The sequence below is a fragment of the Bacillus cereus group sp. MYBK30-2 genome (genome assembly GCF_051915945.1).
In the GTDB taxonomy this organism is placed as follows: domain Bacteria; phylum Bacillota; class Bacilli; order Bacillales; family Bacillaceae_G; genus Bacillus_A; species Bacillus_A paramycoides.
In genome coordinates this window covers 19,060-43,319 of the sequence record NZ_JBQAFR010000007.1, presented here as the reverse complement: position 1 = coordinate 43,319, position 24,260 = coordinate 19,060, and the positions used below count along the sequence as shown (strand labels likewise).

Here is a 24,260-nt window from a genome sequence, read left to right as displayed (position 1 = left end):
ACTAGAATCTCCTTCTCTGTTACCTTATCGAGATTCTAGTATACTACTTATAGTCCTAATGAAATATATTTAATTTCTAAATATTCCTCGATACCAAAATGGCCTCCTTCACGGCCGATACCACTTTCTTTAAAGCCACCAAATGGCGCTTGTGCAACTGATGGAAGGCCATCATTTAAACCGATAATACCATACTCTAACGCCTCGCTAATTTGGAATGCTTGGCTAATGTCTTTTGTGAAAATATACGCAGCTAAACCATATGGTGTATTATTCGCTCGCTCGATTACTTCTTCAACTGTTTTAAATTTCGCAACCGGTGCAACTGGTCCAAATGTTTCTTCATTCATGCAAAGCATTGTATCATTCGCCAATCCAATTACAGTTGGTTGAATGAAATATCCATCTAATTCTGCAATTTTGTGGCCACCATATAAAACTTCGCCACCTTTTTGAATTGCATCTTCTATATGTTCTTGCACTTTTAAAATTGCTTTTGCATCAATAAGTGGTCCTACAGTTGTTCCTTCGCCGAATCCATCTCCAACTTTAAGTTGACCTACAGCTTTTTGGAACTTTCCTGCAAATTCTTCGTACACTCCTTCTTGGACAAATACTCGGTTCGTACATATACACGTCTGTCCTGCGTTACGGAATTTCGAACCAATTACCGCTTCTACAGCCTTATCTAAATCAGCATCATTCATAACAATAAACGGCGCGTGACCACCTAACTCAAGCGAAACCTTTTTCATTGTTTGCGCAGCACTAGCCATTAATTCTTTCCCAATTTCAGTTGATCCTGTAAAGGAAACTTTTCGAACGCGATCATCTTCCATCCACGTATCGGCAATTGCTTTTGCACTACCTGTTACAATATTTATTACACCTTTTGGAATATCTGCTTCATGTGCTAATTCAGCTAACTTCAATGCAGTTAATGGTGTTTGACTCGCTGGTTTCACAACTGCTGTACAGCCCGCTGCAAGCGCTGGAGCTACCTTTCTCGTGATCATAGCAGCTGGGAAGTTCCACGGTGTAATAGCCGCCATTACTCCAACTGGTTGTTTCATTACTAGAATGCGTTTATCTGGATGAGAAGCTGGAATCATTTCACCGTATATTCTCTTTCCTTCTTCTGCATACCACTCAACAAAACTATTTGCATAATTCACTTCACCAAGTGCTTCCGCAAATGGTTTCCCTTGTTCTCTCGTCATAATCGCTGCAATCTCTTCTTTATTTTCATCAATAAGTGTAAACCACTTTTTTAACTTTGCTGCACGATCTGCTGCTGTTAATTTTGACCATGATTTGAAGGCTTCATGTGCAGCGTCAACAGCTTGCTTTGCCTCTGTTACTCCGCCTCTAGGTACAGTTGCAAATACTTCTTGTGTTGCTGGATTGCTAATTTCAATTTGTTCTTGTAACGTAATCCACTCGCCATTTATATACATCGCCTTTTTATCTAAGTTTACGAACGTCGCTTTTTTATCCAATGTTTTCTTCCTCCTCTATGAACTTCTTAATCTTCCTAGTGGCAGCAGATTGACTTATTTGCAAAAACTCAGCCACTTTATAACTTGATCCATACGTTTTATACGCTTTAAGAATAATATTTCTCTCTACCTCTTCCAACATTCTATAAAGACTTTGCCCAGATTGTTCAACTGTCGCCTCTTGCATAGATAGTGGCAAATCTTCTACCGTTACAAAATCATCTGCAGTGATAACAATTCTTTCAATTACATTCTCTATTTCCCTATTGTTTCCTTCCCATGGATATCCGACAAACATTTGTAACGTACTAGGAGCTAGCTTCACGTCACGTCCGTACTTTTTATTAAAATGATGTAAATAATGATAGATTAGGGGCAATATATCTTCTGTCCGCTCACGAAGTGGAGGAATTGAAATTGGTATTACATTTAGGCGGTAATACAGGTCCTTCCTAAATGTCCCCTCCTTTACCATTTCGCTTAAGTCCCTATTCGTGGCCGCGACTATACGAACATCTACTTTTTTTAAATCTCTTCCTCCTACAGGCCGAAATGTTTTCTCCTGTAATACTTGTAGAAGTTTTGCCTGAACCTCAAGCGGCATTTCACCAATTTCATCTAAGAAAAGAGTTCCTTTATGTGCTGATTCTAAAAGCCCCTTTTTCCCTTCACGATTTGCACCTGTAAAAGATCCACCTGAATATCCAAAAAGCTCAGATTCAATTAAATTCGTCGGCAATGCCGCACAATTAATTTCATAAAAGCTTTCATTTTTCCGGTGACTCACCTCATGCAAATGGCGTACTAACCGGCTTTTTCCTACTCCAGTCTCACCTAGTACGAGAACCGTACTATCCACCACAGATACTTTTTTGATTGTTTCGACTATTTTTTGCATAGCGATACTTTTAAAAATAAGTCCTTCATGTTCATACGTTTCTCTTAATTCTTTCTTATATGTCTTTAACTGATTATCCATTTCCTCTACCTTCTTACGTAATTGGTAGAGTTCAGTAAGATCTCGGGAATAACTAATAACTCGTCTTAAATCACCTTGTTCATCAAATACAGGCCTTGTACGAACATGTAAATATTCTCCTGATTTCGTTGTTTGAACGAGTTCTACAGGCCGTTTCTTTTCAATTACTTCTAACGTTGCAGATGGATAAAAAATCCCTTCTTTTTGTAGTTCTTGTACATGCTTTCCTACTAATTCCTTAGCAGAGAGCTGGTAATGTCTTTCACACATGCTATTTACGCGTACAACGATTCCCTTGTCATCCGTAACAAAAATTTCGTCAAATGCATATTCAAATACATCTTGTAAATCCATCAACACTCGTTCCTTTTCCGCAACCATCCTAGCCACTCCCTACCTCATATCCATCGATTCACTTTACTACCTTTATTATAAATCGAATTTTCTGCATTTTATATAGAGTAAGCTAGAATGTTTTCAATTTGTTATTTATACAAATCTATTTATATTTTTCAGCATATAATTCGCTGCCTTGAAAAATACAGAACGTGATTGCAACCATACCTTCACTTTGTTTTAGCATGATATGGGACAGAAAAGGAGCTGACTGATTCTATACATGGCCAGACCCCCCTTCTGCCTAAAAAGAAAAGCTTTATACCCTTTTTAAGTTATCTCCATTCTTTATACACGAGCGATATTTGCTTGCTCATAACAAGCTTGCAATGATTCTTCAATTATTGTTAAACCTTCCTCAAGTTGCTCATCTGTAATCACTAGTGGCATTAACACACGGATAACATTTCCATATGTTCCTGCTGATAATAGAAGAAGCCCGCGTTTATTTGCTTCTGCACATAAATTAGACGTCAATGCTTTATCTGGTGCCTTCGTCTTGCGATCTTGAACAAGTTCAAATGCACACATCGCTCCTAAACCTCGTACATTACCGATGCAATTATATTTATTTTTCATCTCTTCAAATCGATTCATTACTACTTTTCCGAGTTCAAGAGCTCTATCATTTAATTTTTCCTTTTCTATTACATCAAGAACAGCTAATGCTGCAGCGCAACCTAATGGACTTCCAGCATATGTTCCTCCTAATTCTCCTGGCGCAGACTCATTCATAATTTCTTTACGCCCAATTACACCACTAATCGGTACGCCGGCGCCTAATGATTTTGATACCGTAATTAAATCTGGAACGACATCATAATGATCAATGGCAAAGTATTTTCCTGTACGACTAAAACCAGTTTGAATTTCATCCGCTACAAATAAGATGCCGTGTTCTGAACAAATGCGGCGAACTTCTTGAACAAACTTCTTACTTGGAACGATAAATCCACCTTCCCCTTGAACTGGCTCCATTACGACAGCTGCGATTGATTCTGGTGCTACTTCTGATATAAAGAAATTCTTAAACTCTTCAATGATAAAATCATCATACTGCTCTTCTGTTAATCCTTCTGGACGGCGGTATTCATATGGGAATGGCGCTTTATATACTTCTGGAGCAAATGGGCCAAATCCAAATTTATATGGTTTTACTTTACTTGTCATCGTCATTGTCATTAATGTACGGCCGTGAAACCCTTTAGAAAATGCGATAATACCAGGTCGTTTCGTATATTTACGAGCGATTTTTACCGCATTTTCGACCGCTTCGGCACCACTGTTTAAAAACAATACTTGTTTATCAAAGCTCCCTGGTGCTAATGCTGCAAGCTTCTCCGCCAATTCAATATACGGCTCATACATCATTACATTGAAACCAGTGTGAATATATTGATCTACTTGTTTATGAAGCGCTTCTTTAACAGCAGGATGACAATGCCCTACATTAATTGTCCCAATTGCTCCCGCGAAATCAATGAACTGATTTCCATCCACATCTGTTACAAGTGCGCCATTTGCAGACTGTACAAATGTTGGAATGCCATTACTTACCCCTTTTGGCACTATATTTTGGCGGCGTTCTAATAAAGATGCTGCTTTCGGTCCTGGAATTTGTTCATTTACTTTAGCAAATTTTTTTGTGTTCATTGCGTACCCCATCCTTTTCTATACAATGTTTTCTCTTTATATTGCAAGATGTGTGCCAACTCACCCTATTTAGTGTTCATCCCATTCTCTTAATATCTTCGCATAAAAAATAAGTCTATAAGGACTCGGTAAGAGTCCTTATAGACTTATTTTTTTATACGTTAGACTTTCCTTGTTCCCAAATAAACTCACCTGAATGAGAAATTAAACCCTCAACAGATTGTAATATTAAATCTGCAAGTGGTTCTAACGTTTGACGATCACCCGTACCAGATAGTACTCCAATTGCGTAGCAATCGCCACCATTTTTCGCTAAATGTAGATCCGTCGGCGTATCCCCAACGACCGCTACTTCACATGTTTCTAAATCGAATCTCTCGCAAAACGATTCTATAATTCTTTTATCTGGCTTCTGTGCCGGAAATGTATCTGCAGCTACCACACAATCAAAAAAAGCTTCCAATTGATACTGCTTTAAAAATAATTCTGTCGGCGCGAAGTCATCAGCTGTAACAACACCTAGAATAAATCCTCTATCCTTTAACGCTTGTAAAACTTTCGGTAAATCTGCCGTCATTCTCATATGTGAACGATGCTCATACATAAGAGCAAACAACTTTTCACTTACCCATTGATGCATCTCTTCTTCTTTAGATGCTGCAATATACTTACAAAGCCCCTTTGCCACATCAAGACTCGTTCCAGCAGCAAGCGCACTACGTGGGTTAACAAATGCTCCCTCTACACCAATCTCTTTTAATAAAATTGGTTGCATTGATTCTGGTAATTGATATACATTTATACATTCAGAAACAAGCTCTTCAGCTACCTTTATCCAAATCGAATGAAAATCCATTAATGTCCCATCTTTATCAAATAGTATTGCTTTTACCTTCTCCATAGCACCCTACCTCTCGTTTCTTCTCTCCTCCAGTGTATCAATAAAGTATGGATATAAAATAAATGAATTGTAAAAATACCATAAAAATCAAACTAACTTCCAATTTACAATTCATCTGTATAAAAACGAAAAAGGATGCCTTTACAGGGCATCCTCTTGATGTTCTGGAACGAATAATTCAAGACAATGATACATATTTTCAAATTCCATCGGTGCGTCTCCGCCATATTCACCATCTAAGTTAATCATTAATTTATCAGGTGAATGAACTTTAATTCGGTTCGCTTGTGTATATAACACTTTCGGATTATTAATATGTTCACCGCGTTGTGCTTGTGTTGCTGCTTTAATTAAATCAGCGATAGAACCTTTTTTCAGCACTAATAAATCAAATAATCCATCGTTAATAGATGCATATGGTGCTACTTTTTCGAATCCACCAACTGAACGAGTATTTGTAATTAAAAACATCGTAATTTCTTCTTGTAGTAACTTCCCATCATACTCGATTTCAACATATGTTGGATGTAATGATGGTAACATTTCGATTCCTTTTAAATAATAAGCAAGTTGACCTAATACTGTCTTTAGCTTGCTTGGTACTTCATATGTTAATTCTGTAATACGGCCACCACCAGCAATATTAATGAAATATGTATCATTTGCTCTCCCAAGATCTAAAGGAACTGTTTTCCCTTCACAAATAATATCCGCTGCCTCTTCAATAGCACGCGGAACACCAATTGCACGTGCAAAGTCATTTGTCGTTCCAACTGGAATAATTCCAAATTTCGGACGATGTTCATGTCCCACTAAACCATTTACCACTTCATTTAGCGTACCGTCACCACCGGCCGCAATAACAACATCAAACTTACGATCCGCAGCTTGCCTCGCCGCCACAGTTGCGTCTCCAGGACCAGTTGTCGCATGACAAGATGCTTCATATCCAGCTTGTTCTAATTTTTGCAATACTTCCGGTAAGCTCTTCTTAAATAGCTCACGTCCAGAAGTAGGATTATAAATAATTCTTGCTCGTTTCATCATTTATTAGCACAGGAAATTCCTTATTCATTAAAAAAGAATACACCGAACCCTTATTCAGTATCCCTATGCCTACCTCCTCTCATCTTCCTATCCTTCTTTTATCCCGCTCAAACAGGCAGTAAGAACCCGATTCGTGTAGCCCATCAAAAGTAACTATTCACTCATGATGGTTTTGCTTTATTTGACCAAGAAATTTATGTCTATCCATTCTCTCACATCAATTTACATATAACGAATAATAATTATCTATTATTTCATGAGATGAAAAAACTCTCTATGTCTAGATTTATCATTATTCCCACCTTTTTGCAACTATCATACCATAGTTGCTATACAAACATTTTTTCACTTTTGACAGTTAATCAAACGTTTATTTAAATTATTTTTTACCATTTAAACAAACGTTTGATTAACTCAGAAAAAACACCCAAATACGGGTGTTTTTTCTGTTTAATCTTTAAGAATCTATACTATTTTAACGTTCAAAAATAAGAATTTCTCTCTTATTTTTAGCGCTTATTAATTTCTTCAAGTAAGATTTTGTTAACAAGCGGTGGATTTGCCTGTCCTTTTGTAGCCTTCATAATTTGACCAACTAAGAAGCCAATTGCACGGTCTTTACCGTTTTTAAAGTCTTCGATAGATTGCTCATTATTATCAAGAATTTCTGTTACAACCTTACGAAGTGTTCCTTCGTCAGAAATTTGAACAAGACCTTTTGCTTTAACGATTTCTTCTGGGTCTCCACCTTTTTCAATTAATTCATTAAATACTTTCTTCGCGATTTTAGAAGAAATTGTACCTTTTTCAATTAATTGAACCATTTTAGATAAACCAGCAGGTGTTAATGCAACGTCTTTTAATTCTTTTTGTTGTTTGTTTAAGTATGCAAGCACTTCACCCATTAACCAGTTTGATGTTAATTTCGCATCAGCACCGTCTACAACTGTTGCTTCAAAGAAATCAGACATCTCTTTCGTTAACGTTAATACGTGTGCATCATAAGCTGGTAAGCCAAGTTCTGCAACGTAGCGAGCTTTACGTGCATCTGGAAGTTCTGGAATAGAAGCACGAACTTCTTCTTTCCACTCATCGTCGATGTAAAGTTCAACTAAGTCTGGCTCTGGGAAGTAACGGTAATCGTCAGATCCTTCTTTCACACGCATTAAGATTGTTTTCTTCGTTGCTTCGTCATAACGACGTGTTTCTTGTTGGATGATACCACCAGATAATAATTCTTTTTCTTGGCGCACTTGCTCATGCTCAAGACCTTTTTGCACGTAAGTGAAAGAGTTTAAGTTTTTCAGTTCTGCTTTTGTACCGAACTTCTCTTGTCCAACTGGACGAAGTGAAATGTTCGCATCACAACGAAGAGAACCTTCTTCCATCTTACAATCAGATACACCTGTATATTGAATGATTGATTTTAACTTCTCTAAGTATGCGTATGCTTCTTCTGGAGTACGCATATCTGGCTCTGATACGATCTCGATTAAAGGCATACCTTGACGGTTGTAGTCTACTAATGAACCTTCACTTGTATGCGTTGATTTACCAGCATCTTCTTCTAAATGAAGACGTGTAATACCGATACGTTTCTTTTTACCGTCTACTTCGATTTCAATCCAACCATTTTCTCCAATTGGCTTATCAAATTGAGAGATTTGGTATGCTTTCGGATTATCTGGGTAGAAATAGTTTTTACGGTCGAACTTCGTGTCCGTTGCGATTTCACAGTTTAATGCCATTGCAGCTTTCATTGCAAAGTTAACTGCTTCTTTATTTAAAGTAGGAAGTACCCCTGGGTATCCTAAGTCAATTACACTTGTTTGTGTATTTGGCTCCGCTCCGAATTCTGTTGGACTCGCAGAGAAAATTTTCGAATTTGTTTTTAACTCAACGTGAACCTCTAAACCAATAATTGTTTCTAAATTCATCTATGCTCGCCTCCTTACAGACTTGCTTTTTTTGTATGATAGTCTGTTGCTTGCTCAAACGCATGTGCAACGCGGTAAATTGTCGCTTCATCGAAGTGTTTACCAATGATTTGTAGACCAAGTGGCATGTTGTTAGCACCGAATCCACATGGAACAGAAATCGCTGGAACACCCGCTAAGTTTACTGGGATTGTTAAAATGTCATTTGCATACATTGTCATTGGATCGTCCACTTTTTCGCCCACTTTAAATGCTGGAGTTGGCGTTGTTGGTCCAATAATAACATCGTAGTTAGCAAATACATTTTCAAAGTCGTTTTTAATTAATGTACGTACTTGTTGTGCTTTTTTGTAATATGCATCATAGTAACCAGAGCTAAGAGCAAATGTACCAAGCATAATACGACGTTTTACTTCATCACCGAAACCTTCGCTACGCGTGTTTTTGTAAAGATCTAATAAATTATTTACATTATCAGAACGAACACCGTAACGTACGCCATCGAAGCGTGAAAGGTTAGCAGATGCTTCAGAAGAAGATAGTAAGTAATACGTTGCTAGAGCGTATTTAGAGTGCGGAAGAGATACTTCTTCCCAAGTTGCGCCCATACCTTCTAATACTTTTAAAGCAGCTAGTACTGACTCACGAGCTTCTTCGCCAACACCTTCGCCTAAGTATTCTTTCGGTACAGCAATGCGTAAACCTTTAACATCGCCTGTTAAACCAGCTAAATAGTTTCCAACTTCAACATTTGCAGAAGTTGCATCCATGCGGTCAATACCTGAAATAGCTTGTAATAAGTATGCATTGTCTTCTACTGTACGTGTAATCGGTCCGATTTGGTCAAGTGAAGATGCGAATGCTACTAATCCGTAACGAGATACGCGTCCGTAAGTTGGTTTTAAACCTACAACGCCGCAATATGCAGCTGGCTGACGGATAGAACCACCCGTATCAGAGCCTAGAGAGAATAATACTTCTCCTGCTGCTACTGCAGCTGCAGAACCACCACTAGATCCACCCGGAACATAGTCTAAGTTCCATGGGTTTTTCGTAGCATAGAAGCCTGAGTTTTCGTTTGAAGAACCCATTGCGAACTCGTCCATATTTAATTTACCAATTGTAATTGTGTCAGCAGCTTTTAGCTTTTGCACAACTGTCGCATCATAAATTGGGTCGAAGTTTGCTAATATTTTACTCGCACAAGTTGTACGAAGTCCGTTAGTTACAATGTTATCCTTTACACCGATTGGCATACCGAATAATAAACCATTATCTTCAGCACCAATCTTTGCATCTAATTCTTTCGCTTTCGCACGTGCATTTTCTTCATCTAATGTAAGAAAAGCTTTTACGTTATCTTCAACATCCGAAATACGTTTGTAAGATTCTTCTACTAAATCCGTAACGGAAATTTCTTTGTTGTTTAACTTCTTATGTAACTCTGATACAGAATGATCAAATAATGACATCGAAATTCCCCTCCTCTATTCTAATACTGCTGGAACACGGATTTGATTATCTTTGTGATCCGGTGCATTTTTTAATACTTCTTCTACTGGTAAACCTTTTTCTGGCACATCTTCACGCATAACATTTTTCATAGTTAATACGTGAGTTGTTGGTTTTACATCTGTTGTATCTAATTCATTTAACTGTTCTGCAAATGTAACAATTGCATCTAGTTGTTTTTGAAATTTTTCTGCTTCTTGATCAGTAATTGCAAGACGTGCTAAATGTGCTACGTGCTTTACATTCTCAACGGAAATTCTTGACACGGCTAGGCCACCTCCATAATATATCGTTCAATCTACAATACTATTGATGATACCAAATTTTCAGTACTTCAAGCAAGTCAACACACGGCACTTACAGCATTTTTACACAAAAAAAGAAAGGCAAATGCCTTTCTTTACAATTTACTCTTTATCTAACGGTTTATTTTTTGGAAATCTTTCATTATCCTCTTCATTATCACGAATCGTTTTTTGCAATACAAAACAAGACATCGTTAAAAATAATGTCCCAAGTAAATAGTACCCTTTTACACTAAGCGTTTCATCTAATGTATATATACCTATTAACATTCCAGAAAGCGCGCAAACAAATGAAGTCCATGCTAAAAACGTGAACGCTTGCGTATTTCTTCTCCTCATCGTTCTCCCCCTCGTTAGCTGTACACCCATTATAGATAAATATATTTATCATTATGGATTTTTATGTAAATTATCTTTTTCTATTTATTAATCTATCACAAAAAGTCTCTATTTTGAATAATATTTTCCGACTAGTCTAAAAAAACAATTAAAATGATTGACATTTATTTCAAATCAACATAATATAAAAACAAATATTACGAATCTCGAAATATACGGGAGTGGAAATAATTGCTGCAATATGAACATTTTTTAGACTTACTGCTAGATAACGCCAAGAAACTTTTCTATCCTGAAGAATGGGTAAGCCTTGATCTAACACTTTCCAAGACAGAAGTATTTTGTTTACTTTGGATGGAGCGAAATACAGATATTACAATGACAAAAATTGCTGACCTTCTTGATATACCGATGAGTACAACGACAGGTGTTGTAAATCGCCTTGTAAAAAAGGGATATATTGAACGTTATCGAGATGAAAAGGATCGACGCATTGTATTAATTCGCTTAACAGAAAACGGCATAATGCTCGTTCAAGAAGTGAAACAGAATGCGGCCCATTACTTTAGCCTAGTGACAGAAGCATTGTCAGAAGAAGAAAAAGCATTCTTACTACAAATCTTCCAAAAGATCATGAATCACATCGCTACGTCACAACAAAAAACAGAAGAAAAGGTTTCTACATCTAAAATGAGAAACATTCCGATTGAATAAAACCCTAGCTGGGTTTTATTCAAATATTTATTTCGACACTCGTAATATTCGACAATCGAAACAAAGGGGATATAATGATGAGAATTATTTTGTATACAGGTAAAGGCGGCGTAGGAAAAACTAGCATTTCAGCAGCAACAGCAATTCAAAGTGCAAAGCAAGGATTAAAAACATTAGTAATGAGCACAGATCCTGCCCATAGTTTAGGAGATTCATTTGGCATAAAACTATCTTCTGAACCACTAGAAATTCGCGAAAACTTGTGGGCACAAGAAATTAATACGATTTATGAAATGGAAAAAGGCTGGGGGAAATTGCAGAAATATATTACACTACTCTTCACTTCCAAAGCAGCTGACGATATTACAACAGAAGAATTAACGATGTTTCCTGGTATGGAAGATTTAATTAGCTTACTTCGAGTACTCGATTATTATAAACAAAACACTTACGACGTCATCATTATTGATTGCGCACCAACAGGAGAAACTTTAGCAATGCTTAGTTTTCCAGATATGCTCGGCTGGTGGATGGAAAAACTATTTCCTATTAAAAGAAAGGTTTTAAAAGTTGTTCGTCCTGTAGCACAACCACTCCTCGGCGTCCCTCTCCCAACAGATGATATTATGGACGAATTAACGAATACGCTTGAACAACTTGGAGAAATGAGAGATATTTTATCAAACCGAGAAGTAACAAGTATTCGCGTTGTTGTAAATCCTGAAAAAATGGTTATTAAAGAAGCTCAGCGCAGTTTTACGTATTTAAACTTATACGATTATAACGTAGATGCTATTATGATTAACCGCGTCATCCCTAACACTGTCACCGATCCTTATTTTCAGGCATGGAAAGATACACAAAAGAAATATAAAACATTAATTCAAAATAGCTTTCAACCACTACCTATTTATGAAGCTCCGATGTTTGAGCAAGAAGTTGTTGGGCTGTCTATGTTAGAACGTGTCGGAGATGCTTTATTTAAAACTGATCCTTGTCCTACTGAAGTGAAATTCAACGGTCGCACGCAATATGTAAAAAAAGATGGTGATGAATATATTTTCGTTCTGTCCATCCCCTTCTCAAACAAAAGTGAGCTTTCATTAAATCAAAAAGGTGATGAACTTATTATCCGTGCTGGTTCTGTTAAGCGAAATATCACTTTGCCAAAAACATTAACACACCTTTCTATTCAAGGAGCAAAGTTTGAAGAAGATGTACTAAACATTCGGTTTGGAGGTGTAGTACATGCATGATGAACTTTTACGGAGAATAATTCGTACAAAACTAAAAGTTGGTATGCGTATATTAGAAGAGCTACCAAATCCGATTCAGCAATCAGTTAAGCAAGCACTAAACATTTTACAGGAGGAGCTCTCTTCTTATACGGGAGAACAACCACATCCTGAAGGTAATTTAAAAAGTATCATCATTGAATAACCCTATCCGTATAGAAGGCCTGTTTTTTATAGGCTTTCTATACCTTTATTGGAGCTGATGTAAGTTGATAAAAACATCTTCAACAAGATATTTCGCCACTAATACAATCTAGCTAATCCCCTTTTTATTTTTCATTCATAACCTTGAAGAGGCTTTTCAAATGCCACAATACCTTGCTAATCAATTTTCGATCCACTTTATAACTAACAAACAATTTTTCATTGCAATTACTATATTAACAACCTTTGTCCTACTCATAGTCATTCTATACCAATTACAAATTATCTCTTCTATTTACTGGATTATTTTTATACAAGGAGCCATTTTCTTTAACTCTGTTCAACATATTATTTTATTTGTTATTTATCGTTCTTATAACCCAGGAGTAATAACAGCATCTATCATTATCCTATTTTCTCTTTTCTTATTTTCATCAAAGAAACTATTAATCCATAAAAAGGGATTAGTAATTACACTCATTTTCAGTTTACTTTCTTACCCAATTATAATTTGGATTACCTTACTATTCGCTAGCTGCTTTCAACAATAAAAAAAGACCAAGAAAATTCCTGGTCTATCACTCTACTTAACAAACATTGGATTCTACGTTATACAAAATTGGAAGGTACAGAATTAGGGTTTTGTTTGTTAAGTAGATTATATGTTGAACGAGCTAACAGCGGAGGGGTTCCTACTGTTAGTCCGTTAAACTCAATGTTATTTTACGATTTTTGCAAGCTCATCAAGTGAAAGATCTACTGAAATTGAACCATTATTTGTTTCTTTCTTAATTGCATCTGTTACTTCTTTTGAATGGTACAATTCGATTACTTTTTTCAGTGTTGGATCATCTTTGTCTTTCGTACGAGCTGCGAAAATATTAATATATGGTTTCGCATTTTCATTCTTTGGATCTTCTAGGAAAATAGGGTCCTTCGCTGGATCTAATCCAGCTTGACCAGCAACACCGTTATTAATAACTGAAGCTGCTACGTCTTTTAATACACGAGGTGTTTGCTGTGCGATAACCGGTGTAATTTTTAACTTCTTCGGATTTTCAGCGATACCACTTGGATCTCCAAATAGACCGAAATCTTTCTTAAGCTTTAATAATCCAGCTGCATCAAGAAGTTTTAATGCGCGTGCTTGGTTCGTTGGATCATTTGGAATAGCAATTTCTGAACCATCTGGGATTTCATTTGCTTTCTTATATTTTTCAGAGTATAAGCCCATCGGTGCAATTTGTGTTGTACCAACAGCTGTAATGTCTAATTTATGCTCCTTTTTAAATTGTTCTAAGAAAGCAATATGCTGGAATGAGTTTAGTTCAATATCTCCATCAGCTAACGCCTTATTTGGCGTTGTGTAATCAGAGAACTCAACCAGTTTAATTTTAATGCCTTCTTTTTCAGCTTTTTTCTTTAAGATTTCCCAAGCGTCTCCATCTGTTCCAGTTACACCGACGCGAACTACTTTCTCTTTCGCTCCTGCACCTGTGTCTCCGCCTGAGCAGCCGCTTAATGCTGAAATTCCTACGATTGCTGATAATGCAAATGCTAAAATTTTCTTCATTTTATTTTCCCCTCTTCCTTTTATGATCTGCGTAAAAAGACTTTCGCAAAGTAGTTTCCTAAATTTTGAGCTAACTGTACAAGAATAATAAGTAAAACGACCGTTACGAACATAACTGATGTATCAAAGCGTTGATAGCCATATGTCATTGCTAAGTCGCCAAGGCCTCCACCACCGACAAGTCCTGCGACTGCAGAAAATTCAATTAAACCAACTGTCATAAACGTAACTCCCAAGATCAATGGCGCTAACGCTTCTGGCACGAGAATTTCAAAAACAATTCTAAGTGGTGAAGCACCCATTGCTTGTGCAGCTTCAATTACTCCTTTCGGAACAGAAACAAGGTTTGTTTCAACCATTCTAGCAATACCAATTGAAGCAACTAACGTCATTGGAAAGATTGCTGCTGCCGTTCCGATTGTAGTTCCAATAACACTTCTTGTTATTGGACTTAAGGCTACTAAAAAGATAATGAACGGAATCGGACGAATTGTATTAATAATGATATTAAGAATAGAAAAGACCCACTTATTTTCTAAAAAATTCCCTTTCCGCGTCACATATAATAGTAAACCTAGAGGTATACCTAGAATTGTAGCAAATATAAGGGTAACAATTACCATTAGAAGGGTATCCCCCGTCGCATCTAAAATGCGAGGCCAAAATATACTCCAATCAACTCGCATGAGCTTCTACCTCCTTCAGCTGCACTTGCAGTCTTAGATGTTGTAGTGCTTTTTGAATCTCTCTTTGTTCACCTTGTAGTTCTACAAGAAGATTTCCAAATAAAACATTTTGGAGTTCAATAATATTTCCGTAAAGAACATTTACATCGACATTATAGTTTTTCGCAATATATGATAGTACAGGCTGCCCTGTCTCTTCCCCAGTAAAAGTCAGGCGATAAATCTGACCTCCATTTTGAATTTTCGCTAGAACACTTTCTGGTAAGTGATCATTAATAACAGAGCGTACAAAATTTTGAGTCGTTCTTGTTTTTGGTTGTGTGAAAACGTCAAACAGTTTTCCTTCTTCAATTACTTTTCCTTTTTCCATAACGGCTACGCGGTGACAAATTTCTTTCACAACGTGCATTTCATGTGTAATAAGTAGAATCGTTAAATTGTATTCTCGATTTACTTTCTTTAATAAATTTAAAATTTCTGTCGTTGTTTCCGGATCTAAAGCTGATGTTGCCTCATCACATATGAGAATATCCGGTGATGTGGCAAGCGCCCTTGCAATCCCAACGCGTTGCTTTTGACCGCCTGATAGCTGCTCTGGATAATAGTTTGCTTTATCTTCTAAACCAACAAATTTTAGTAGTTCATTCACTCTTTCTTTTATCTCATTCTTTGGCAATTTTGCTAACTTTAATGGATAAGCAATGTTCCCAAATACTGTTCTTGAATTAAATAGATTAAAGCTTTGAAAAATCATCCCAATCCTTTGTCTTAGTTTCCGTAACTCTTTCGTCGATAATGATGTAATATCTTTATCATCTATTGAAATCGTTCCTGCAGTTGGTCTTTCTAACATGTTTACTAGACGTAATAACGTACTCTTTCCAGCACCACTAAATCCGATAATGCCAAAAATTTCACCCTTTTCAACTGACAACGTTACATCCTCCACGGCATGAACTGATTGTCCGCCTGATTCATATACTTTACTTACATTGTTAAAAGAAATCATTTTCTTCCCTCCTATATGCTTTAGAAACTTGAAGTAGAGCTTTCGAGGTAAAATAAAAAGTGCTCTCCTTCTTATCATTAATAAAAGATAAGAAGGAGAGCACTAATATGTACTCGTTCACATCTTCTCATCTTCCAAGCCTGTTTTAGGCTTGCTGGAATTAGCACGGTATTAAAAAACCCGTTGCTGAGGTATCGTAGGGCCAGTCCCTCCACCTCTCTGGATAAGAGTGCATCGATTTAGTTGTCATTTAATTAATTCTCATTATAGAACTCAGAATAATGAGAGTCAATACATTTTTTAGAAAAATATTAATTATTTCTCTATTTAAATTTTCAAATCAGAAATCATAATACAATAGCGATTTTTATAGTTATGTAAAATTCTTATCACTCACACTTTTAGAAAGGGAAATCCTCTCTATTCATTGAATAACATAATTTGAATATGAAATCGGAGGAAGATAAATATATGAAAACAGCTCTTTTGCTCGTCGATATTCAAAATGATTATTTTCCAAGTGGAAAGATGGAATTACGTAATCCAGTAGAAGCAAGTGAATATGCTATTCAACTACTACAACATTTTAGAATAAGAAACGAACCTATTTTTCATATCCAACATGTAGCTATAAAAGATGATGCTACTTTTTTCCTACCAAATACAGAAGGTGTCCATATTCATGAAAATGTCCGTCCACTTAGAGAAGAAACCGTTATACTCAAACATTATCCAAATAGCTTCCGAGAAACTGATCTTTTAGAGCAATTACAACGTTTAGATATTGAGCACATCGTAATATGTGGGATGATGACTCATATGTGTATTGATGCTACAGTAAGAGCGGCTTTTGATTTTGGCTTTCATTGTACCGTTATACATGATGCTTGCGCTACAAAGGATCTTTCATTTAAGAACGCTACTATACCGGCTGTTTATATTCACAATACAATTTTGGCGAGTTTAAATGGAGTGTATGCAAATGTAATGAGTACAGAAGAGTTTTTAGCTAACTAAAATTCAAAAAATCATGTCTTCCTCATCAATTAAAGAGAAAGACATGATTTTTATTTTTATTCTCAAACTATTGTAACTTAAAATCTCCCGAACTTGTTTTTACTTGCACTTTATGTTCTCCTGAACCTTTTACTCCAATTAATTTATGCTTTGTTTTCTCTTCATACAATAGACCAGGTACATTCAAATGAGGTTTACCAGAACCTCCCTCAAAATTAATCTTCAAAGATTCAGGAAGTGTATCAAATTTCATATGAACATCACCACTTGAGGTGTTACATTCTACCTCACCTTGCAAACTTTTATCATTATATTCAATATTACCTGATGACGTCGTAAATGCCACTTCATCAGAGTGTAGGCCATCTGCTTTAATTTCACCGCTACTCGTAGTTAAATTTGCTGCCACAATTTCACTTTTATTAGTCTCAATTGCTCCACTAGATGTTTTAGCTGTTAATTTCTCATTTATTTTAGACTGTAATAACGATATATCTCCCGATGATGTTTTTATTTCTGCTGTCTTTATTTCCATATCCTTTGCTAGAACGTCCCCTGATGACGTTTTTATTTTCATATTTTCATACAATTTACTTGGCACTTTAATTTGTAATTTTACATCTGCAGTAGTGCCAACGTTCCAACCAACTGAATTCCCATCTTTAGTAAACTCCACATTTAAACGATTATTTTCTTCCTTTACCATAAATTTATATTTATCTACTAATCCTTTGCTCATATTCCCATCTAGTGACACTTCAATTTCTTTTGAATCGACTGTCACAACTTCAACATCAGCAGCAGACGTTTTCATCGATTTTCCCACCGGCCACCATTTCTTTTTTATGAATTTCAACTTTATGAAAACCTCCTCCAAAAACAGTCATCACGCCAACTCCAATTACCCCAATAACAAGCAATGATAATGCGACTAAAATTACCATCTTCATACGATAACACTTCCTTTTTATCATTTTCATATCGTCTTACAGTTGTTAAAAATTGAATTTCTACAATTACTATCCATATAACTATTATTATTTAGTACTGTATATTAATCAGTACTAATTCATTTTTTCTGAATACTCCAAATAAAATACTACCATTTACCATAATTTGTTACAAGGTGTATGTGCTAAAAAATAAAAAACACCCCTTTCAGTGAGCAAAACCGAAAGGAGTGTTCTCTTGTCTAACCATAGATTTTCTTTCAAATTGTATTATACAGGAAATCCTAAAAATAAATACTAAAAAATATGACTAATAAGTCAATTTTTCTCTTTGTTTTGTTTCTATTTACATGTTTATCCTGCTATTAATAGGGTTTAGCTAGTTCTAAAGAATAAATGGTAATATGCAGTAATTTTTCCCTACTTCAAATTAACTAGTTACCTCTATTATAGAGAGTTTCTCAAAAAAGAGATCTTCACGGGATGTGAAGATCTCTTCTACTATTTCTTATAAAGTTTCAGAAGTAGTTTTTGCTTGCATGTGAAGTGCTAAGTAATCAGGGCCACCAGCTTTAGAGTCTGTACCAGACATGTTAAAGCCACCGAATGGTTGGTAACCTACGATTGCACCAGTACATCCACGGTTGAAGTATAAGTTACCAACGTGGAAGTCTTCACGTGCTTTTTCAATATGGTCACGGTTGTTAGAAACAACTGCTCCTGTTAAACCGTATTCTGTATTGTTTGCAATTGCAAGTGCATGATCAAAGTCTTTTGCTTTACAGAATGCTACTACTGGTCCGAAGATTTCTTCTTTCATTAAGCGAGCATCTTCTGCAACGTCAGCAACGATTGTTGGTTGGATGAACCAGCCTTTAGAATCGTCTCCTTCGCCACCTGCTAGGATTCTACCTTCTTCTTTACCAATTGCAACATAGCTCATTACTTTATCGAATGCAGCTTGGTCATTAACAGGACCCATGTTTGTACCTAATACAGCTGGGTTAGCAACTGTTAATTCTTTTGTTAATTCAACAGCACGATTTAATACATGATCGTATACATCTTCATGGATTACTGCACGAGAACATGCAGAACATTTTTGCCCTGAGAATCCGAATGCTGATGCAACGATAGATTTAGCAGCTAATTCAAGATCTGCTTCTTTATCAACAACGATTGTATCTTTACCGCCCATTTCAGCGATAACACGTTTTAACCAAATTTGTCCTGGGTTTACTTTTGCTGCACGCTCATAAATACGGATACCTACATCGCGTGATCCAGTGAAGCTAACGAAACGTGTACGAGGGTGATCTACTAAGTAGTCACCAACTTCAGAACCATTACCTGGAACGAAGTTTACTACGCCAGCTGGTAAACCTGCTTCTTCTAATACTTCCATAAATTTCGCTGCTACAACAGGAGTTGTACTAGCTGGTTTTAGTAATACTGTGTTACCAGAAACTAAAGCAGCTGTTGTCATACCTGCCATAATTGCGAATGGGAAATTCCAAGGAGAAATGATAACACCTACTCCTAATGGAATGTAAGAGAAACGATTATATTCAATTGGACGGCTTTCTACTGGAATACCGTCTTTTAATTTCAACATTTGACGACCATAATATTCCATAAAGTCGATTGCTTCTGCTGTATCAGCATCTGCCTCGTTCCATGGTTTACCTGCTTCTTTTACAAGAATAGCAGAGAACTCATGTTTTCTACGACGAACAATTGCTGCAGCACGGAATAAAATGTCTGCACGCATTTCTGGTTTTGACTTTCTCCAAGTTTGGAATGTTTCATCCGCTACTTGCATTGCTTTTTCAGCTAATTCACGGCTTGCTTTTGAAACGCGACCAACAAGTTCCTCTTTATTTGCAGGGTTTACAGAAACAATTTTGTCTTCTGTAGTGATTTTTTCTCCCCCGATAATTAATGGATAGTCTTGTCCAAGATAAGATTCTACTTTCTTTAAACCTTCTTCAAACGCTAATTTGTTAGCCTCTACTGAAAAATCTGTAAATGGCTCATGTTTGTATGCTACTACCATTTTTTTAGCCTCCCCTTAGAAAAACGTTTACATTTTACAACATTATTCTACACGATAATTTAGATTTATTCAAATATTCCTAGACTTATATTTTAAAAATTAATAAATTTTTAAAATATAATAAAAAAAAAGATTCATACATACGTATGAATCTACAAAATATGAGTATATTCCAAAACATTTTTCCCAATTAATAAAATAGTAACTAACAAAAATAAAGTCCTTACATATCCAACGCCTTTTCGAACTGCAAACTTCGATCCAAAATAAGCACCTAAAATCATTGATAATCCCATAATTATACCGTATTCAAAATGAATTATATCTAAAAATAAAAAAGTAATTAAAGATACGATATTACTAACGAAGTTCAAAAGTTTTCCAGATGCTGCCGCTTGAATAAAATCCAAACCAATTAATAAAAATGCAAAAATTAAAAAGGATCCTGTTCCTGGACCAAAAAAACCATCATAGAATCCTATAATTAAAATCACAAAGAAAAACATTAATGTTTTTCCTCTTGTCATCTTTTTATAGGTAGATACACTTCCCCAATCTTTTTTTGCAATAATATAAATGGCAATAAAAACCAACATTACAAGCACTAATGGACGCAAAATATCAGGCGGAATAAACTTTACTACTAAAGCACCTGCGACCGCTCCAATAATAGTTAACGGGATTAACTTTCCTACAATCCGAAAATCGACCTTTCCTGATCGAATAAAATAAATTGCACTCGTAAACGTCCCCATCGTTGCAGCTAATTTATTCGTTGCGATTGCCGAAGCTGGTGGTAACCCAACGAACATAAGTGCAGGAAGCGAAATTAGCCCTCCACCTCCAACAACCGAATCAATGAAAGCCGCTAAAAAACCGAATGCAATTAATAAAATAATGACTTGAAAACTTAGTTCTTCCATGACTTTGCCCCTTATCCCTTTATTTATAACATTTTAAATTATAACAAAATTCCTCCCAAAAAAAAGCTGTTCCAGAAAGGAACAGCTCCATCTTTAATCTAAAATTTTCACAAACGGTTCATCTTGCTTCGCTTCACGTATAATAATAGCTTCTGGGCGTTCTACAGATTTAATCGTTACTTGTACTTTCATATAATTCGGGAAGTATTCCGTAACAAGTCCTGCTACATATTGTGTAAAACCAATTACTTCAGCTTTCCCATTAAATTGGACAGGAATTTCAAGTTTCATTTCCTTTAATTCATCATCCTTATACATCCCAGTACCGATAACAGCTGTATAATCACCTTGGAAATACTCGCTTAATTTCGCTTTAAAGTTGGCTACTCTTGCAAGGTCTTCACGTTTATTATCTGTTTTTGCTTGTTCAGACGGGAACAAGTAATATTTCTCATTGATTGGTTTCCAATCCTCAACCGTTTCACTACCTTTTTCTACCTTAGCATAAGAAACAAAATTCCCCGGCACAAGCGAAGACTTTGGACCTTGACGGTAAATTGCAAAGGTAACCGGAATATTTTTTACTTTAGGATCTTTTTGCTGCATTACTTTCAGTATCTCTTGTGCCATTCTTTTCCCTTCAGCCAACATTTTTTGATCTGGGATTTCAGCCTCACGAGGATAACCATGCTCTTCATTATAATACTGGACAGAATTCATCGCTAATCCAACTACAATGCCACTAGGTGCAGCAGCGTTCTCACCTTTTTGTTCATAATAATCATGCTCTAAAATATTTGATATATATATTGGATTTTTTTTATTTTTCACTTCTAGTGACTCTGGGCCTTCACTTAAGGCTGGATTCAGTCCGATATTCGGAAATTTAACTGCATCTTTTTTTAACTTGTCCTCTAGATCTTTTTGTTCAGCATCTGTACGCTTTCTTTTTACAAGCATTTGTATAGTTTGAGCATCTAGAACATTTCCGCCTTTAAAGAAATAATCTTTCGTACTAAACGATTCTTTCGCAATACGCATTAGCCCCGTTTCAAACTCATCTATATCTAGACGACTATTTAAACCTTGTACAACTAAACCACGTGCCTTACCTGGATCAAATGGAACCGTCGTCTTATAATATTCATCCGAAATGGAGTATTTCGGGATAACCGCTTGCTCTTTCGCTTTCCCCGATTTCTCAACTACTTTTTCATCTTTGTTGGTACCCGTGCTACACCCACTTACAAGTAGGCCTAGACTTAATACCACTAACGCTATTTTTTTCATCGTAAGTTTGCACCTCTTACTTATTCAGCTCTTGTAAGAACCTCTCTTCATTCCAAACTTCAACATTATGCTTCTCTGCTTGCGCTAATTTCGAGCCAGCAGCTTCACCAGCAACAACTAAATCCGTACTTTTACTAACACTTCCTGTTACTTTTCCACCTAATGCCTCAATCTTCTTCTTCGCTTCACTGCGTCCCATAACTTCTAGTTTCCCTGTTAAGACGACAGTTTTTCCTGCGAAGTACGACTCAACATTTTGTAAATCAGCACTTTTTATACCTTTGTATGCCATGTTCACGCCATACTCTTTAAATTGTTGTAATAGCTCTAATACGTCTTCATTATCGAAATACGTTACTACGGATTGAGCCATTTTTTCACCAATCTCATTAATTGCTTTTAGTTCTTCTTCTGTTGCTTTCACAAGCTCATCCATCGTTTCGAAATGTTCAGCAAATGTGCGTGCTGCTTTCGCTCCGACGTGGCGAATACCAAGACCAAATAATAATCGCTCTAATGAATTTTCCTTAGAATTCTCAATTGCTTGTACTAAATTGGTTGCTGATTTTTCACCGAAACGCTCCAGCTGTAGTAATTGCTCTTTCGTTAATGAATATAAATCTGCAAACGTACGAATATAATCTGCGTCAAAGAGTTGTGTAATTACACGTTCTCCAAGTCCGTCAATATTCATTGCGTTTCTTGAAACGAAATGGATTAATCCTTCACGAATTTGAGCTGGACAAGTCGGGTTTATACAGCGAAGTGCTACTTCTTCTTCTAAACGGACCAGTTCACTCTCACACGCTGGACAATGCGTTGGCATGTGGTATTCTTCTTCCTCACCAGTACGCTTATCAAAAATAACGTTCACAACTTCAGGAATAATATCTCCGGCCTTCTTCACAACAACGTAGTCACCAATTCGAATGTCTTTTTCACGAATTAAATCTTCGTTATGTAAAGAAGCACGACGGACAATAGTTCCAGCCACTCGCACTGGCTCTAACTCTGCAGTTGGTGTTACAACCCCTGTGCGGCCAACGCTTAATTCAATCCCTGTTAATCTCGTAACAACTTCTTCAGCCGGGAATTTATAAGCAATTGCCCATCTTGGACTTTTTGCTGTAGTTCCTAAGCTTTCTTGAATAGCAACATCATCTACTTTTATAACGATTCCGTCAATCTCATAATCAAGATGCGGGCGTTTTTCTTGCCACTCTTCTACATAGGCTATTACTTCTTCAATTGTTTCGCATGTACGACGATTTGGATTCGTCTTAAACCCAAGCTCACCTAAGAAATTAAGTGATTCACTATGAGAAGGAATTATTTTTTCTTCTACATTAGCAAGACCATATACAAACATAGATAAGTTACGCTTCGCTGCAATTTTCGGATCCAGTTGACGTATCGATCCTGCTGCCGCATTACGCGGGTTTGCAAATACATCTTCACCATTTTGCTCTTTTTCTTCATTTAATTTAACGAATGAACGCTTCGGCATATAAGCCTCGCCTCGCGCTTCTAACGTTACTTCTTCATTTAATCGAAGTGGAATTGCTTTAATCGTTTTTAAGTTTTGGGTAATATCTTCACCAGTTATACCATCACCGCGTGTTGCACCTTGAATAAAGCGTCCTTTTTCATAATGAAGTGAAACAGCAAGTCCGTCAATTTTTAATTCGCATATATATCTTACATTCGCATCATCAATTCCTTGACGTACTCTTCGGTCAAAATCACGCAAATCTCCTTCATTAAACGCGTTTCCTAAGCTTAACATCGGTGATTTATGCGTTACCTTTTCGAATATATCAAGTACAGCTCCCCCAACTCGAATAGAGGGGGAGTCTTCCGCTACAAATTCAGGGTTCTCTTCTTCTAATTTTATAAGCTCCTGCATATTACGGTCATATTCCGCATCAGAAACCGAAGGATTGTCTAATACGTGATATTGATAGTTAAATGTATTTAACAAATCACGCAGTTCTTCTATACGCTTTTTTGTTATCTCTTTTGACATATCCTCATT

At 36.4% G+C, this 24,260-nt stretch carries 23 protein-coding genes and 1 riboswitch; of the genes, 5 read left to right on the top strand and 18 right to left on the bottom strand.

Features of this window, described 5'->3' with window-relative positions; translation table 11 throughout:
• Nucleotides 1-47: 47 nt before the first annotated feature.
• From gabD to ACTFQM_RS24145, 9 genes are all read right to left on the bottom strand, one after another.
• Nucleotides 48-1,499, bottom strand: coding sequence for an NADP-dependent succinate-semialdehyde dehydrogenase (gabD, locus tag ACTFQM_RS24185; protein WP_440036581.1), 1,452 nt, complete (start codon nt 1,497-1,499; stop codon nt 48-50).
• Nucleotides 1,492-2,859 carry a sigma-54 interaction domain-containing protein gene (locus tag ACTFQM_RS24180; RefSeq protein WP_440036579.1) on the bottom strand — a complete coding sequence of 456 codons (1,368 nt, stop codon included), beginning with the start codon at nt 2,857-2,859 and terminating at the stop codon, nt 1,492-1,494. Before ACTFQM_RS24180 ends, gabD begins: the two co-directional genes overlap by 8 nt.
• 303 nt (nt 2,860-3,162) lie before the next feature.
• Nucleotides 3,163-4,527 (bottom strand): 4-aminobutyrate--2-oxoglutarate transaminase, encoded by a 1,365-nt coding sequence (gene gabT / locus ACTFQM_RS24175; protein ID WP_071718278.1) that lies wholly within the window; start codon nt 4,525-4,527, stop codon nt 3,163-3,165.
• Nucleotides 4,528-4,681: 154 nt separating this feature from the next.
• Complete coding sequence (locus ACTFQM_RS24170; protein WP_440036576.1) at nt 4,682-5,428, bottom strand: HAD family hydrolase; 747 nt, start codon at nt 5,426-5,428, stop codon at nt 4,682-4,684.
• A 141-nt stretch (nt 5,429-5,569) separates the two neighbouring features.
• Nucleotides 5,570-6,475 (bottom strand): diacylglycerol kinase, encoded by a 906-nt coding sequence (locus ACTFQM_RS24165; RefSeq protein WP_002174630.1) that lies wholly within the window; start codon nt 6,473-6,475, stop codon nt 5,570-5,572.
• Between the two features lie 509 nt (nt 6,476-6,984).
• Nucleotides 6,985-8,412 (bottom strand): Asp-tRNA(Asn)/Glu-tRNA(Gln) amidotransferase subunit GatB, encoded by a 1,428-nt coding sequence (gatB, locus tag ACTFQM_RS24160; protein ID WP_440036575.1) that lies wholly within the window; start codon nt 8,410-8,412, stop codon nt 6,985-6,987.
• A gap of 14 nt (nt 8,413-8,426) precedes the next feature.
• Nucleotides 8,427-9,884: an Asp-tRNA(Asn)/Glu-tRNA(Gln) amidotransferase subunit GatA gene (gene gatA, locus ACTFQM_RS24155; protein WP_002174628.1), complete on the bottom strand. Its 1,458-nt coding sequence runs from the start codon at nt 9,882-9,884 to the stop codon at nt 8,427-8,429.
• 15 nt (nt 9,885-9,899) lie between these two features.
• The gene (gene gatC / locus ACTFQM_RS24150; RefSeq protein WP_000086999.1) at nt 9,900-10,190 is read right to left on the bottom strand and encodes an Asp-tRNA(Asn)/Glu-tRNA(Gln) amidotransferase subunit GatC; all 291 of its coding nucleotides are present in this window, start codon (nt 10,188-10,190) and stop codon (nt 9,900-9,902) included.
• A gap of 141 nt (nt 10,191-10,331) precedes the next feature.
• Nucleotides 10,332-10,568, bottom strand: coding sequence for a YiaA/YiaB family inner membrane protein (locus tag ACTFQM_RS24145; RefSeq protein ID WP_001254396.1), 237 nt, complete (start codon nt 10,566-10,568; stop codon nt 10,332-10,334).
• 231 nt (nt 10,569-10,799) lie between these two features.
• Here ACTFQM_RS24145 and ACTFQM_RS24140 point away from each other — a divergent pair, with 231 nt between their 5' ends.
• The 4 genes from ACTFQM_RS24140 to ACTFQM_RS24125 all read left to right on the top strand — a co-directional run bounded on the left by ACTFQM_RS24140 (nt 10,800) and on the right by ACTFQM_RS24125 (nt 13,272).
• Nucleotides 10,800-11,282 (top strand): MarR family winged helix-turn-helix transcriptional regulator, encoded by a 483-nt coding sequence (locus tag ACTFQM_RS24140; protein ID WP_440036573.1) that lies wholly within the window; start codon nt 10,800-10,802, stop codon nt 11,280-11,282.
• Between the two features lie 74 nt (nt 11,283-11,356).
• A complete protein-coding gene (locus tag ACTFQM_RS24135) occupies nt 11,357-12,538 on the top strand; it encodes an ArsA family ATPase (protein WP_440036571.1) in 1,182 nt (393 codons plus the stop codon).
• Nucleotides 12,531-12,722, top strand: a complete 192-nt coding sequence (locus ACTFQM_RS24130) for a DUF3926 domain-containing protein (protein ID WP_440036570.1) — start codon at nt 12,531-12,533, stop codon at nt 12,720-12,722. Before ACTFQM_RS24135 ends, ACTFQM_RS24130 begins: the two co-directional genes overlap by 8 nt.
• A gap of 115 nt (nt 12,723-12,837) precedes the next feature.
• Nucleotides 12,838-13,272: an HXXEE domain-containing protein gene (locus ACTFQM_RS24125; RefSeq protein ID WP_440036651.1), complete on the top strand. Its 435-nt coding sequence runs from the start codon at nt 12,838-12,840 to the stop codon at nt 13,270-13,272.
• A gap of 167 nt (nt 13,273-13,439) precedes the next feature.
• On the opposite strand, the gene ACTFQM_RS24120 is transcribed toward ACTFQM_RS24125, so the two are convergent.
• Genes ACTFQM_RS24120 through ACTFQM_RS24110 form a run of 3 tightly spaced genes read right to left on the bottom strand, consistent with a single transcriptional unit; the run spans nt 13,440 to nt 15,989 of the window.
• Nucleotides 13,440-14,294, bottom strand: a complete 855-nt coding sequence (locus ACTFQM_RS24120; protein ID WP_440036568.1) for a MetQ/NlpA family ABC transporter substrate-binding protein — start codon at nt 14,292-14,294, stop codon at nt 13,440-13,442.
• Nucleotides 14,295-14,314: 20 nt separating this feature from the next.
• Entirely contained in the window at nt 14,315-14,980 is a 666-nt protein-coding gene (locus ACTFQM_RS24115) for a methionine ABC transporter permease (protein WP_002174622.1), read from the bottom strand.
• Nucleotides 14,970-15,989 (bottom strand): methionine ABC transporter ATP-binding protein, encoded by a 1,020-nt coding sequence (locus ACTFQM_RS24110; protein WP_440036567.1) that lies wholly within the window; start codon nt 15,987-15,989, stop codon nt 14,970-14,972. The genes ACTFQM_RS24115 and ACTFQM_RS24110 overlap by 11 nt, the downstream gene beginning before the upstream one ends.
• Nucleotides 15,990-16,113: 124 nt before the next feature.
• Nucleotides 16,114-16,219, bottom strand: a riboswitch (SAM riboswitch).
• Nucleotides 16,220-16,460: 241 nt separating this feature from the next.
• On the opposite strand from ACTFQM_RS24110, the gene ACTFQM_RS24105 reads away from it, so the two are divergent.
• Nucleotides 16,461-17,006 (top strand): cysteine hydrolase family protein, encoded by a 546-nt coding sequence (locus ACTFQM_RS24105; protein ID WP_025150180.1) that lies wholly within the window; start codon nt 16,461-16,463, stop codon nt 17,004-17,006.
• A gap of 67 nt (nt 17,007-17,073) precedes the next feature.
• Here ACTFQM_RS24105 and ACTFQM_RS24100 read toward each other — a convergent pair whose 3' ends face one another.
• From ACTFQM_RS24100 to ligA, 6 genes are all read right to left on the bottom strand, one after another.
• Nucleotides 17,074-17,820, bottom strand: a complete 747-nt coding sequence (locus tag ACTFQM_RS24100) for a DUF4097 family beta strand repeat-containing protein (protein ID WP_440036566.1) — start codon at nt 17,818-17,820, stop codon at nt 17,074-17,076.
• Nucleotides 17,801-17,956: a hypothetical protein gene (locus ACTFQM_RS24095; RefSeq protein ID WP_440036565.1), complete on the bottom strand. Its 156-nt coding sequence runs from the start codon at nt 17,954-17,956 to the stop codon at nt 17,801-17,803. Before ACTFQM_RS24095 ends, ACTFQM_RS24100 begins: the two co-directional genes overlap by 20 nt.
• Before the next feature lie 508 nt (nt 17,957-18,464).
• On the bottom strand, nt 18,465-20,012 hold the full coding sequence (gene pruA, locus ACTFQM_RS24090) for an L-glutamate gamma-semialdehyde dehydrogenase (protein ID WP_025150178.1): 1,548 nt from the start codon (nt 20,010-20,012) through the stop codon (nt 18,465-18,467).
• Between the two features lie 152 nt (nt 20,013-20,164).
• Nucleotides 20,165-20,935 carry a TSUP family transporter gene (locus tag ACTFQM_RS24085; protein ID WP_327915861.1) on the bottom strand — a complete coding sequence of 257 codons (771 nt, stop codon included), beginning with the start codon at nt 20,933-20,935 and terminating at the stop codon, nt 20,165-20,167.
• A 93-nt stretch (nt 20,936-21,028) separates the two neighbouring features.
• Nucleotides 21,029-22,225, bottom strand: coding sequence for a CamS family sex pheromone protein (locus ACTFQM_RS24080; RefSeq protein ID WP_440036563.1), 1,197 nt, complete (start codon nt 22,223-22,225; stop codon nt 21,029-21,031).
• A 16-nt stretch (nt 22,226-22,241) separates the two neighbouring features.
• Nucleotides 22,242-24,251, bottom strand: a complete 2,010-nt coding sequence (gene ligA, locus ACTFQM_RS24075; RefSeq protein ID WP_440036561.1) for an NAD-dependent DNA ligase LigA — start codon at nt 24,249-24,251, stop codon at nt 22,242-22,244.
• Between the last annotated feature and the right edge of the window lie 9 nt (nt 24,252-24,260).

Coding starts and splice junctions, on each gene's coding strand:
- ACTFQM_RS24180 (WP_440036579.1), bottom strand. CDS start 2,859: ATGGTTGCGGAAAAGGAACGAGTGTTGATGGATTTACAAGATGTATTT.
- gabT (WP_071718278.1), bottom strand. CDS start 4,527: ATGAACACAAAAAAATTTGCTAAAGTAAATGAACAAATTCCAGGACCG.
- ACTFQM_RS24170 (WP_440036576.1), bottom strand. CDS start 5,428: ATGGAGAAGGTAAAAGCAATACTATTTGATAAAGATGGGACATTAATG.
- ACTFQM_RS24165 (WP_002174630.1), bottom strand. CDS start 6,475: ATGATGAAACGAGCAAGAATTATTTATAATCCTACTTCTGGACGTGAG.
- gatB (WP_440036575.1), bottom strand. CDS start 8,412: ATGAATTTAGAAACAATTATTGGTTTAGAGGTTCACGTTGAGTTAAAA.
- gatA (WP_002174628.1), bottom strand. CDS start 9,884: ATGTCATTATTTGATCATTCTGTATCAGAGTTACATAAGAAGTTAAAC.
- ACTFQM_RS24145 (WP_001254396.1), bottom strand. CDS start 10,568: ATGAGGAGAAGAAATACGCAAGCGTTCACGTTTTTAGCATGGACTTCA.
- ACTFQM_RS24135 (WP_440036571.1), top strand. CDS start 11,357: ATGATGAGAATTATTTTGTATACAGGTAAAGGCGGCGTAGGAAAAACT.
- ACTFQM_RS24130 (WP_440036570.1), top strand. CDS start 12,531: ATGCATGATGAACTTTTACGGAGAATAATTCGTACAAAACTAAAAGTT.
- ACTFQM_RS24120 (WP_440036568.1), bottom strand. CDS start 14,294: ATGAAGAAAATTTTAGCATTTGCATTATCAGCAATCGTAGGAATTTCA.
- ACTFQM_RS24115 (WP_002174622.1), bottom strand. CDS start 14,980: ATGCGAGTTGATTGGAGTATATTTTGGCCTCGCATTTTAGATGCGACG.
- ACTFQM_RS24110 (WP_440036567.1), bottom strand. CDS start 15,989: ATGATTTCTTTTAACAATGTAAGTAAAGTATATGAATCAGGCGGACAA.
- ACTFQM_RS24105 (WP_025150180.1), top strand. CDS start 16,461: ATGAAAACAGCTCTTTTGCTCGTCGATATTCAAAATGATTATTTTCCA.
- ACTFQM_RS24100 (WP_440036566.1), bottom strand. CDS start 17,820: ATGAAAACGTCTGCTGCTGATGTTGAAGTTGTGACAGTCGATTCAAAA.
- ACTFQM_RS24095 (WP_440036565.1), bottom strand. CDS start 17,956: ATGAAGATGGTAATTTTAGTCGCATTATCATTGCTTGTTATTGGGGTA.
- pruA (WP_025150178.1), bottom strand. CDS start 20,012: ATGGTAGTAGCATACAAACATGAGCCATTTACAGATTTTTCAGTAGAG.
- ACTFQM_RS24085 (WP_327915861.1), bottom strand. CDS start 20,935: ATGGAAGAACTAAGTTTTCAAGTCATTATTTTATTAATTGCATTCGGT.
- ACTFQM_RS24080 (WP_440036563.1), bottom strand. CDS start 22,225: ATGAAAAAAATAGCGTTAGTGGTATTAAGTCTAGGCCTACTTGTAAGT.
- ligA (WP_440036561.1), bottom strand. CDS start 24,251: ATGTCAAAAGAGATAACAAAAAAGCGTATAGAAGAACTGCGTGATTTG.